Here is a 12,115-nt window from a genome sequence, read left to right on the forward strand (position 1 = left end):
TGCTCGGCCCCGCTCCGACTCGGCCCCACGTCGCCTCCGTCCCCGACCGCACGAGTCCGGAGAGTCCGGAGAGTCCGGAGGCCCCGGCAAGCACCAGGAGGCCAGCATGGCGCGCGACCCCGCCCCGCCGGAGGTGACCGGCCCGACCGGAGTGACCGACCCGACCGCGGTGACCGACCGGTCCGACGGGGAGACCCCGGTCGTCGGTCCGCTCGACCGCGGCCTGACGGTGCTGCGCGCGATGTCCCGGCCGGGGAACCACCGCCTGCGCCCGAGCGATCTCGTGCACGCCACCGGCCTCGCCCGCTCCACCGTCGACCGGGTCGTCGCGACCCTGGTCGACCTCGGGCACCTGCGGAACGCCGGCCGCGATGTCGAACTCGCCCCGAGACTGATGGAGTTCGGCAACGCGTACTTGAGGTCCTGCGGCCTCGCCGACCCGCTGCGGCCCTTCGCGGAATCCCTGGCCGACGCGCTCGACGAGTCCGTCTCCGTCGCCGTCCCGGACGGGAAGGACGCGGTCCGCTTCATCACCCAGGTCGTCAGGCGTCGCGCGATGTCCCCGGTCTTCCGCACCGGCGACGTCCTGCCGGCCGACCGCTGCGCGCCCGGCGCCCTCTTCGCCGCAGGCGACCCCGCACCGGACTGGGCCGTCGACGACCAGCGCGTCGAGCCGGGACTCATCGCGGCGGCCGTACCCGTACGGGACGCGGACGGACGGACCGTCTGCGCGATGAGCGTCGTCAGCCACACCAGCCGGCACACCGCGGAAAGCCTCGCCGCGGTGGCACTCCCCCGGCTGCGCGAACTGCTGCCCGGCATGGAGACCGCCGTCGCCGAAGCCCGGTCGCGGCCGGGGTACGACGGGCCCGGGACGGCCCCGCGGTCCGGCCGGCCGGACGGTGCGGCGAAGCGGGAACTCGGCGCCGCCTACCTGCAGTCACTCGCCCGCGGCCTCGATGTGCTGGCCGCCCTCGGCTCGGCCCCGGGCGGCCTCACGCTCGCCCGTGCGGCCGAGGTGACCGGGCAGCCGCGGGCCACGGCGCGCCGGTCGCTGCTCAGCCTGGAGCACCTCGGGTACGCGGAGTCGGCCGGCCGCCGCTTCCGGCTGCTGCCCCGCGTCCTGGAGCTGGGCTACGCCCATCTGTCCGGTCTCGGCTTCACCGAGATCGTCGGCCCGCATCTGGAGGAACTGGCCGCCCGCGTCCACGAGTCGGCCTCGATCGCCGTGCTCGACGGCGGCGACATCCGGTACGTGGCCCGCGTCCCCACGTACCGGATCATGAGCGTCAACATCACCGTCGGCACCCGCTTCCCCGCGTACGCCACCTCCATGGGGCGCGTGCTGCTGGCCGGGCTCGGTGCACGGGAGCGGGCAGAACAGCTCGCCATCACGGAGCTGCGGCCGCTGACAGCCCGCACGATCACCGACGCCGACGCATTCGGCCAGGTCCTCGACGACGCCGCGGACCGCGGATACGCCCTGGTGGACGAGGAGTTGGAGGAGGGGCTGCGATCGCTCGCGGTGCCGCTGCGCGACGGCGCGGGCCGTCCCGTCGCCGCACTGAACGTCTCCACCTACACCGGGCGGGGCACGGCCGAGGAGTCACGGGCCACGCTGCTGCCCGCCCTCACCGAGACCGCTGCGCGGATCGAGTCCGAGCTGCACATCGCTTTCGAGCGCAGGCCGTTGCGGCTGTCCTGACAGCGCGCGCCGCGGACGCCGTCCTGACAGCGCGCCGCGGACCGATGTGCCCCGTGGTCAGCGCAGCGGGAAGAGTTCGAAGGCCACCGCGGGACGGCCGCCGAAGCGCGGCGCCGCCCGCCCGGCCGTCCCGGACACCACGGACCTGCAGTACGCCTCGGGGTCCTCCTCGGTCAGCGCCTCGATGTAGGTCCGGTGTGCCAGCAGCGACCGTACGCCCCGCTCGATGCCCTCGCCGACCTCGGCCGCGTGTGTGGGCTCGGGCGAGGCGGCGACGGCCACCCAGCGCACTCCGTCCCAGGGCTCCAGGCCCTGCTCATCGATGAGTTCGGGAAAGATCCAGCGGTTCCCCGCGTCGGCCACGGCATCCAGCACCGCCCTGCCGACGGCGCGGTGGTCCGGGGTGTTCCAGAAGTTGCCGCCCCAGGTGTCGTGGTGATTGAGCGTCACGATCAGCTCGGGCCGGTGCCGGCGGACGGCGGCCGCGATGTCACGGCGCAGCGCGGTGCCGTACTCGATGACGCCGTCCCGGTGGTCCAGGAACTCCACCGATGTCACGCCCACAACGGCCGCGCTCTCCTGCTGCTCGCGCTCACGCAGGGCGGCGCACGCGCCCGGCTCCAGCCCGTCGATCCCCGCCTCGCCGCGGCTGACCAGCAGATAGCGCACCTCGGCACCGCGGTCGGTCCAGGTGGCGACGGCCGAAGCGGCGCCGTACTCCAGGTCGTCGGGGTGCGCGACGACGGCCAGGCACCGTTCCCAGTCGGACGGCAGCGGCTCGAGTTGCTCAGGCGCCTGCTCCCCGCTCATCGGACATCTCCTCCTCCGGTGGAACCCGTTGTACGGGCTCGTGTCCGGTCTGTTGTCGAAGCACGGATCGAGGGCCACGATGGACCCATCCACTGTGCCATCAAAGCCGACATTCCACCCGGGGAAGCTGCATTGGCCGTCAATCCGTGGGTCGCCCTCGAACCGGGCGCCGACCCCGCCGAGCGGGTCGGCGCGATCCGCCGCGCCCACGAGGCCTTCACCGCGGCGGGTTCGGTGGACCGCCCCGTACGGGCCGTGGTCGTGGACTCCTGGCAGCGCTCGGCTCGCGCCCACGTCAGCCCGGATTCCACCGCCGCCGTCGAACTGGACGACGGCGAACTGGGCACCTATCGCGCCGAGCATCCGCTGGCCCGGGTGATGCCGCTGTTCCGCGAGCTGACGGGCTCGTTCGCGATGGACGGCGAACATCTGCTGGCCGTCTGCGACACCCAGGGCAGGCTGCTGTGGGTGGAGGGGCACGCGGGTGCGCGGCGCAGAGCGGGGAGTATGAACTTCGTCCCCGGGGCACGCTGGGCCGAGTCGGCGATGGGCACCAACGCACCGGGGACGGCCGTCGCGGTCGACCGGGCCGTCCAGGTCTTCGCCGCCGAGCACTTCAGCCGTCCGGTGCAGACCTGGACCTGCGCGGCGGCGCCGGTGCACGATCCGCGGACCGGGCGTGTGCTCGGCGCCGTGGACATCACCGGCGGGGACCGGCTCGCCCACCCGCACAGCCTCGCGTTCGTCCAGGCCGTCGCGCGCGCCGCCGAGTCCCAGCTCGCGCTGCTGGCCCCGGCGCCCACGGCGCGGCCCGTGCTGGAGCTGACCGCGCTCGGACGCGACGAGGCGCTGCTCGCGCACGGAGGCCGTACGGTCCGGCTCAGTCCGCGCCACAGCGAGATCGTCGTTCTGCTGGCCTGCCATCCGGAGGGGCTCAGCGGTGACGAGCTGCTTCTCTCCCTCTACGAGGACGAGTCGGTCTCGCCCGTGACCCTGCGGGCCGAACTCTCCCGGCTGCGCCGCCTGTTGGGCGAGGACGTCCTGCACTCGCGCCCGTACAGGCTGGATGTGCCGGTCGAGGCGGACTTCGCGTCCGTCCTGCGCCGGCTCGGCTCGTGCGCCCCGGCCGCCGCCCTCGACGCGTACACCGGACCGCTGCTGCCGGGGTCGCGGGCTCCCGCGGTGGAGCGGCTGCGGCGCCGGGTCGAGGACGAGTTGCGGGCCGCGCTGATCGCCCGCCGCGACCCGGATCTGCTGGACGTCTGGACCCGCAGCCCATGGGGCGCGGAGGACCTGCGGGTGTGGACGGCGTTGGCCGCCGCGCTGCCGGCGGGGTCGGTGACCGCCGCCGTGGCGCGGGCCCGGCTGGGCGAACTCGACGGCGAACTGGGCCTCGGCGGCGGCCCCGCAGAGCACCGCGGCAGCCCCCGCGTCCACGGCGCCGCCGGGCCTCCCGGCAGCCCCCGCATGCATGGCCCCGCCGGGCCTCCCGGCAGTCACCGCGTACACGGCCCCGCCGGACCGCCCGGCGCAACGTGGTCGCAACCTCGCCGCTCCTAGCCTCCTGCCGAGCGCTGCCCAACGACGGGTGGCGACATTCTGGGGAGGCCACCGAGATGACCCGCTACTCCGCTCCCGGCACCGACGGCGCGATCGTCTCCTACCAGTCCCGCTACGACCACTGGATCGGCGGGGAGTACGTCAAGCCGAAGCTGGGCCAGTACTTCGAGAACCCCACACCGGTCAACGGCAGCCCGTTCACCGAGGTGGCGCGCGGCACCGCCGAGGATGTCGAAGCCGCCCTCGACGCCGCCCACGCCGCGGCGCCCGCCTGGGGTCGTACGGCACCGGCCGAGCGCGCGAACGTCCTGAACCGGATCGCGGACCGGATGGAGGCCCATCTGGAGGAGCTCGCGGTCGCCGAGAGCTGGGAGAACGGCAAGCCCGTCCGCGAGACCCTGGCCGCCGACATCCCGCTGGCCGTCGACCACTTCCGCTACTTCGCGGGGGCGTTGCGGGCCCAGGAGGGCACCCTCAGCGAGATCGACGAGGACACCGTCGCCTACCACTTCCACGAACCGCTGGGCGTCGTCGGCCAGATCATCCCCTGGAACTTCCCGATCCTGATGGCCACATGGAAGCTCGCGCCCGCTCTGGCCGCAGGCAACGCCGTCGTCCTCAAACCGGCCGAGCAGACCCCGGCGTCCATCCATGTCTGGCTGAACCTGATCGCCGATCTGCTGCCGCCGGGCGTCGTCAACGTCGTCAACGGCTTCGGCGTGGAGGCCGGAAAGCCGCTCGCCTCCAGCGCGCGCGTCGCGAAGATCGCCTTCACCGGCGAGACCACGACGGGGCGGCTGATCATGCAGTACGCCAGTGAGAACATCAAGCCGGTCACGCTCGAACTCGGCGGCAAGAGCCCCAACATCTTCTTCGACGACGTCTCGGCCGCCCACGACGACTTCCGCGACAAGGCGCTGGAGGGCTTCACCATGTTCGCCCTCAACCAGGGCGAGGTGTGCACGTGCCCGTCGCGGGCGCTCATCCAGCAGGGCCACTACCAGGAGTTCCTGGAGGCGGCAGTCGCCCGTACGGAGAAGATCGTGCCCGGCCACCCGCTGGACACCGACACGATGATCGGCGCCCAGGCCTCCAACGACCAGCTCCAGAAGATCCTCTCGTACCTCGACATCGGACAGCAGGAGGGCGCGAAGGTCCTCACCGGCGGCGCTCTCGCCGAACTCGGCGGCGAACTGGAGGGCGGCTACTACGTCCAGCCGACGATCTTCGAGGGCAGCAACCACATGCGGATCTTCCAGGAGGAGATCTTCGGCCCGGTCGTCTCGGTCGCCTCGTTCTCCGACTACGACGAGGCCATCAAGATCGCCAACGACACGCTGTACGGACTGGGCGCGGGCGTCTGGACGCGCGACGGCAGCACCGCCTACCGCGCGGGCCGCGACATCCAGGCGGGCCGCGTCTGGACGAACTGCTACCACGCCTACCCGGCGCACGCGGCGTTCGGCGGCTACAAGCAGTCGGGCATCGGACGCGAGAACCACAGGATGATGCTGGACCACTACCAGCAGACGAAGAACCTGCTGGTGTCGTACTCGCCGAAGAAGCTCGGCTTCTTCTAGAGGCACGAGCGAAGGCGCCTGAACCGCGCTTCTGCGCGTCAGGCGCCTTCCGTTCGACCGACCCCCCTTGCAGGATCCGGTTCACCGCAACTCCCACTTCTCCCGCGTGTTGTCCCGCTCCTGACGAGCCCCCGGCCCAGTCACGGACCGAACGCCGTCGAGCCCCAGTCGGTGCTCTGCAAGCCCCGTCGGCCGGGGGCCGTCGTGTTTGCAGGGGACCTGATCAGCGACAGAGCACAGCTCCCTTGCTCGGATGGAGCTGACCGACACCCATAGGCCATCTCCAGTGCCTGGATGGCCGGTTGGACTGACGCGCCGGGCTGCGCCAGGTCGTGGGAGAACATGCCGCCCATGACCATCGCGATTACGCCCACCATCCTCGCTGGGGCCCTCTCCGCTACGGCTCAGCCCTCGCTTCCGTCACACGGCAGTGATGTGTTGTTGCGGCCCTGGGAGGCGTACGACGCCCCCGTCCTTCAACGTGGCTTTCAGGACCCGGAAATCCGGCGCTGGCACACGCACCATGACGTCCCGGGAGGAAGCCCAGGAGCGGATCGCGGCCTCCCATCGGTCCTGGCAACAAGAGCAGGCCGCCCAGTGGGCCATCACCCGGGCCGGCAGCGGCGAGATCCTCGGCCGAATGGCCTTGCGCTGGACGGACCTCCTCCACGGCCTGGCCGAGTGCGCGCACTGGGTCCTGCCGAACCCCCGCGGAACCGGTGTCGCCCCGCGCGCCCTTGCCACATCGGCCACTTGGGCGCTGGACGAGGCCGGCTTCCACCGTCTCGAACTCGCCCATGCAGTTGGCAACGAGAAGTCCTGCCGAGTGGCCACCAAGACCGGCTTCACGCCGAAGGGCACCCGACGAAGTGCACATCTGCAACTGGACGGCCGGCACGACATGCACCTCCACGCCCGCATCCAGGGCGACGCGTGAGCTGCTGGCCGACGAAAGCGGGGTTGTGCAGGCGGGCGATCCCGAGCATCGCGTGGTGGACGCCGTCTCCTTGACGGTGGCCGCACCCGTCGTGGCACGCACCAGGCGCGGGCGCTCGTTACGGCGGCTCGGGGCGGCGTGCCAGCTTCCGGCCCCATGCCTGGCCCGGTGCCTCGATGTAGCGGTGGGTCAGCACGCAGATCGGCAACAGCACGACGAAGAACGCCACTTCGAGCACGAGGTTGTCCGTCCGCCACCGGCCGATCGTGCCGTCGGTGACCGCCAGCAGCACCGGATGCAGCAGGTAGACCGAGTAGCTGATCGTTCCCAGTCCGGTCAGCCAGCGCGGGAGCCGCCGGTGACGCAACGCCAGTCCGAAACCGAAGGTGAGCACGGCCAGCAGGAATGCCACGATCCAGCCGCGCCGCGCGAAAGGGGCCCCGTCGCTGTGCCAGTACGCACTCCCCACGGCGCAGCCGAGCACCACGACAGTTGTGCAGGCCGCGACCCGCCAGGTGCTCCGACCGTGCTCGGCCCGGTGAATGGCGGTGCCGAGGAACATCACGGAGAGGATCACCAGGCCCTCCCACATGGGGACCGTGCCGTTGAAGGCCACCAGAACGAGGGCCAGCACCCCGCCCAGCACGCCCCCGAACATGCGCAACGCGGGCGGCCCGGCGCTCGCGCAGCAGATGGCGACCACCATGGCGATCGAGGCGAGCACGATGAGCGGGCCGGTGCCGACCGCGCCCGAGAGGGCGGAGACCGGCAGCATGCCCGCTACCGTTCCGCTCACGGCGGCGAGCGCGGCCAGGGTGAGGGCGGCCGCTGCCGACCGCTGGTGAAGGCGGACCGTGAAGAGGGCGACGACCAGCAAGTAGAAGGCCATCTCGTACGAGAGCGTCCAGAGGACGAGCAGGACGTTGGGTGTTCTCAGCAGCTCCTGGAGCAAAGTGACGTGGGCAAGGGCCGCTGTGGCAGTGCTCTGCTGACCGAAGTCGGCGCGTATCTCCGCGATGCCCACCAGATGGAGCGCGATGAGCGCGGTGACGGCCGCCGCGCACAGCGGGTACACGCGGAAGACCCGTCCGACCCAGAAACCCCGCACGCGGCCCCGGCGTTCCAGCGACGCGGGGATGATGTAGCCGCTCACGAGGAAGAACACCATGATGCCGTACCGGCTGGTGTTGAACTGCGGCATCAGCACCTGACGGAACTCCGCCATGAACGCGTACGACGAGTGGTCGAACACCACGACGAGTGCAGCGATGCCGCGCATCGCGTCCAGCCAGCCCAACCGCGACGGACCGGTTGACGCGCCGGATGCGGGTGGTTCGAGCGGCGTGGAGGGCGGCTGCTCCAGCGGCGGAGAGACGGGGAATGAGGATTCCCTGCCGTCCTTGTATCGACTGAATACACCGGTCATCGCGCTCTCAGCAGACCATGAATTTGACATTCGACTCCCCCGAACACCCTCGGTTCGGTGAGGTCCTGGACCGCCTCACCCAGCGCGGGCGCAAGGCATTGCGATTGGTCGTCTCGGTGAAGAGGGGCGAGTCACATCAATCCTGACCGGCCCCTGACTCAACTTCACGCGCCCTGAGCTCTTCGCGCCATTTCGCGCATCGCATTCCCTGAAAGGCCCGGCGCGTAGGAGCAGGACTCAGAAAGGCAAGCTCTCGTGGTGCAAGGCGAGATGAAACAGTCCGCCCAGCACCAAGAGGGTGAGCCCGATGGGCACGGCGGGAACATCCGGCTTGTGTCGCGCCAGGAGGCACCACAAGGCCGTCAGGGTCAGCGGAGCCCACCCTGCGAAGCAGCCGAGTCAGGCGCTCTCGCCCCCTTCACGGCTCTTCGAGAAAATGAAGAGCACCGCCGAGGCAACGACGAACAGGACAGGAGATCCCCACAGGTTGTCATATATGGACTGCGCCCTGGAATTCTTCTCTTACCGCACCAGTTCTCCCACATGGCGCGCCAGCAGAGCGAATGCAGGAAGCGCGGCACTTCGAATGCAATCGTGCACGACTCTAACGATGAAGATTCCGCCGGTCGTGAGTACTTTCTGCTCAGAAACTCCCCGAAGAAGGCCCGGCTTCTTCCAGACCTGCCCCTGAGGAAAAGCCGCCCCTCGTCCGCGCCTCCACCTTCACGCGCCTTGCACCCGGTCCGCCGGGCGGCGGAGTCCGATGTGCGCAGTGCCTGTCACTACGCCGTTGCCCTGGTGGAGGGCCTCGGTCCGGCCGGGCGGAGAACGAGGAAAGCGAAGGGCACGACGTAGGCAGTCCAGCAAGCCGCCTGCAGCTCGGTCGGGTTGGCCTGGAAGCCGAAGACACCCCGGAGCAGCGTGCCGTACCAGCTGTCCGGCCGCGGCGTCGTGTCGACCGTCAGCAGGCGGTAGTCCACGCCCGGAAGGATGCCCACCTCCTGGAAGTCGTGCACGCCGATCGCGAGGGCGCCGGCCGCGACCACGATCAGCAGGGCGCCGGCCCACCGGAGGAACGTCTCGAAGTCGGCCCGCACGGCGCCTCGGTGGAGCATCCAGGACACCGCGACGGCTGTGATCAGGCCGAGGACGACGCCGGTGAACGCCCCCGCTCCGCCGTCCGCCAGCCGTACCGCCGACCAGAGGAAGAGCGCCGTCTCCCCACCCTCGCGCCCCACCGCGAGGAAGACGGTGAGCACCAGCCCGGCGACCCCGACGACGAGCGCCCGCTGCCGCTTCCCGAGCGGCTCGGCCGACGGACGGTGAACGGTGCGGCACATCCGGAGCACCAGCCAGGTCACCAGCGCCACCGCCAGGAACAACATGGCGCCGTCCAGCGTCTGTTGGGTTTCGTAGGTCAGGCGGGCGGATCCGAGCGGCAACGCGATCCCCAGGGCCGCGGCGGCCACGACGGCGATCCCCACACCCAGCCATACGCGCCGCAGCGTGCTCCGGTTCTCGGTCCTCCCCAGATACGCCGTGAGCATGCAGACGACGAGGCCGGCCTCGAGGCCCTCACGCAGGCCGATCAGGTAGGTGGCGAACACGGGGTCTCCCATACGTGCGGTCGTCAGGCGTTGCCGGTCGAGGGCCGGCTCGTGGGAAGCCGGTCCGGGGGGCCGGCCGCCGGCAGAGCCGGCTGACGGTCGCAGCCGCCCCTGTGTACGGAAGACGGAGCCGGCGCGACGGCAGTTCAGACGACGGGAGCGGTTCGGGTGAGCGACGCCTCCCCAAGGGGGCGTGCTCCCCCGAAGAAGCCGGGCTTCCTCCGCGAGCACGCCGAAGGGCGCCCGACGTGAACCTGCTGGCCCGTCAGGCGCCCTTCTGTGCGCGGAAGTCGAGGAGATCCGCCGGGGGTCAGACCACCGGAGCCGGGTAGGTCGGGTACTCCACGCCCGTGACGTGCTGGACGACGCGGATGACCTGGCAGGAGTAGCCGAACTCGTTGTCGTACCAGAGGTAGAGGATCGCGTTGTCGCCGTCGACCTTGGTGGGGCCGGCGTCGATGATCGATGCGTGGCGCGAGCCGATGAAGTCGCTGGAGACCGCATCGGGGGCGCTGGTGAAGTCGATCTGGCGCTTGAGCGGCGAGGTCAGCGACACCTTGCGCAGGTGGTCGAGGACCTCCTGGCGGGTGGTCTCGCGCCCCAGCCGGAGGCTGAGGATCGCGATCGAGACGTCCGGCACCGGGACGCGGATCGAGCTGCCGGTGATCGGCGCCTTCAGGTCGGGCAGCGCCTTGGCCACGGCGGACGCGGCACCGGTCTCGGTGATGACCATGTTCAGCGCCGCTGAGCGGCCGCGACGGTCGGCCTTGTGGTAATTGTCCAGCAGATTCTGGTCGTTGGTGAAGGAGTGGACGGTCTCCACGTGGCCGCGCAGGACGCCGTACTCGTCCGCCATCGCCTTCAGCGGCGGGACGATCGCGTTGGTGGTGCAGGACGCGCAGGACAGGATCCGCTCGTCCAGCTTGATCGTGTCGTGATTGACGCCGTGGACGATGTTGGGGACATCGCCCTTGCCCGGCGCGGTCAGGACGACCTTGTCGATTCCGGGGCGCAGGTGCGTCGACAGGCCCTCGCGGTCCCGCCACTTGCCGGTGTTGTCGATGAGGATGGCGTTCTTGATGCCGTACGCCGTGTAGTCGACCTCGGACGGGTCGCTCGCGTAGATCACCTTGATCGCGTTGCCGTTGGCGATGATCGTGCTGTTCGCCTCGTCGACGGTGATCGTGCCCTGGAACTGGCCGTGGATGGAGTCACGGCGCAGCAGCGAGGCGCGCTTGACGATGTCCTGTTCACCGCCCCGGCGGACGACGATGGCGCGCAGCCGCAGGCCGTTGCCGGATCCTGCCTTCTCGATGAGGAGACGGGCGACGAGGCGGCCGATGCGGCCGAAGCCGTAGAGGACGACATCGCGCGGCTCACGGCGCTCGATCTTGTTGGCACCGGTGGCACCGGCGACGGCCTCGGCGGTGAACTCCGCCACCGAGAGACCGCGGTCGTCGGTCCGGTACGTCTCGGCGAGCAGGCCGATGTCGATCTGGGACGGGCCGAGATCGAGCGTGGTCAGGGCCTTCAGGAACGGCAAGGTGTCGGTGACCGAGAGCTCCACACCGGCGATCTGCCGGGCGAATCGGTGGGTCTTGAGGATGCTGACCACCGACTTGTTCACCAAGGAGCGGCTGTGGAGGAGGATCGTGATGTCCCGCTCCCGGTGCAGCTTCCCGATGAGCGGGATCATCGACTCCGCGATCTCCTCGCGGGTCTTCCAGTTGGTGAACGAGTCGTCGTTGACTATCACAGGTTGTTTCTTTCGAGCTAGGCGGTGCTCAAATGCTAACGTCTCGGCATTTTGATCATTCAGGCGGTGCCACCTGAGCGGGATGCCGCCTTCGGGGCCGTGACCGGGCCGGTACGGATATGTTCCGGTACGCCGGAAATGTACACATGAGTGTGTGATGATTTGCACCGATACGGCCGATCAGCCACGGACCACGCCCGGCCCCCACTCACGGGCCACCACCGTCCTCCGCTCAGCGGAAGAACGCGCTCATGCCCTGCACATCCGACAGATAGCTGTCGATGGCGGCGATCCTGCCCCCGCTCATGGTGAGGACCGTGGCCAGGTGCTCGTCGAGGGTGCGCCCGTCGTCCGCCGTCGCGGTGTTGCGCAGGAGCAGAGCGGCGCCGTGCCGGCCGCTGAGCACATGGAGGAGTTCCGTGCGGACGCCCGTGCCGGCGATCTCCCGGGCCCGCTCGACCGCGGCCGCCGCACCGGCGGCCGTGCCGGAGATCGTTCCGTGGCCGGGCATGCTCCAGGTGATGTCCGGGGCGAACAGACTTGCAAGCGCCTCCCAGTCACGATCCCGGAACGTCGTCAGGAACTTCTCCGCCAGATCCACCGCGTCCTGCGGTGCCACCGTGTCCTTCAGTGCCACCGTGTGCTCGTCGCCGCCCATGCGGCCCCCTCCCGGAAGACGTCAAATGTTGTCGCGCCCTCAGGAGCCTTGGCTCCGGGGGCAGTTCGACGCTACG

The 12,115-nt window shown here is 70.3% G+C and carries 8 protein-coding genes and 1 pseudogene; 4 read left to right on the plus strand and 5 right to left on the minus strand.

All coding sequences use genetic code 11. From position 1 onward, the window contains the following. Positions 1-106: 106 nt before the first annotated feature. Entirely contained in the window at positions 107-1,705 is a 1,599-nt protein-coding gene (locus ACGFNH_RS16130) for an IclR family transcriptional regulator C-terminal domain-containing protein (RefSeq protein ID WP_393654046.1), read from the plus strand. Positions 1,706-1,762: 57 nt separating this feature from the next. On the opposite strand, the gene ACGFNH_RS16135 is transcribed toward ACGFNH_RS16130, so the two are convergent. Next, positions 1,763-2,515, minus strand: coding sequence for a PIG-L deacetylase family protein (locus tag ACGFNH_RS16135; protein ID WP_393654048.1), 753 nt, complete (start codon positions 2,513-2,515; stop codon positions 1,763-1,765). Between the two features lie 111 nt (positions 2,516-2,626). On the opposite strand from ACGFNH_RS16135, the gene ACGFNH_RS16140 reads away from it, so the two are divergent. The 3 genes and pseudogenes from ACGFNH_RS16140 (at position 2,627) to ACGFNH_RS16150 (ending at position 6,592) form a co-directional block, all read left to right on the plus strand. Next, positions 2,627-4,075, plus strand: coding sequence for a GAF domain-containing protein (locus ACGFNH_RS16140; protein WP_393654480.1), 1,449 nt, complete (start codon positions 2,627-2,629; stop codon positions 4,073-4,075). Between the two features lie 56 nt (positions 4,076-4,131). After that, entirely contained in the window at positions 4,132-5,655 is a 1,524-nt protein-coding gene (gene adh / locus ACGFNH_RS16145; protein WP_393654050.1) for an aldehyde dehydrogenase, read from the plus strand. Positions 5,656-6,006: 351 nt separating this feature from the next. Then, positions 6,007-6,592: pseudogene (locus ACGFNH_RS16150) on the plus strand (GNAT family N-acetyltransferase). Positions 6,593-6,710: 118 nt separating this feature from the next. On the opposite strand, the gene ACGFNH_RS16155 reads toward ACGFNH_RS16150, so the two are convergent. The 4 genes from ACGFNH_RS16155 to ACGFNH_RS16170 all read right to left on the minus strand — a co-directional run bounded on the left by ACGFNH_RS16155 (position 6,711) and on the right by ACGFNH_RS16170 (position 12,039). Then, positions 6,711-7,889 carry an acyltransferase family protein gene (locus tag ACGFNH_RS16155; protein ID WP_393654482.1) on the minus strand — a complete coding sequence of 393 codons (1,179 nt, stop codon included), beginning with the start codon at positions 7,887-7,889 and terminating at the stop codon, positions 6,711-6,713. Between the two features lie 911 nt (positions 7,890-8,800). After that, positions 8,801-9,625: an iron uptake transporter permease EfeU gene (gene efeU / locus ACGFNH_RS16160; protein ID WP_393654052.1), complete on the minus strand. Its 825-nt coding sequence runs from the start codon at positions 9,623-9,625 to the stop codon at positions 8,801-8,803. 310 nt (positions 9,626-9,935) lie between these two features. Next, a complete protein-coding gene (locus ACGFNH_RS16165) occupies positions 9,936-11,381 on the minus strand; it encodes a glyceraldehyde-3-phosphate dehydrogenase (protein WP_393654054.1) in 1,446 nt (481 codons plus the stop codon). 232 nt (positions 11,382-11,613) lie between these two features. After that, on the minus strand, positions 11,614-12,039 hold the full coding sequence (locus ACGFNH_RS16170; RefSeq protein WP_393654056.1) for a nuclear transport factor 2 family protein: 426 nt from the start codon (positions 12,037-12,039) through the stop codon (positions 11,614-11,616). Positions 12,040-12,115 lie beyond the last annotated feature (76 nt).

This window comes from Streptomyces sp. NPDC048639 (assembly GCF_043199075.1).
Classification (GTDB): Bacteria; Actinomycetota; Actinomycetes; order Streptomycetales; family Streptomycetaceae; genus Streptomyces.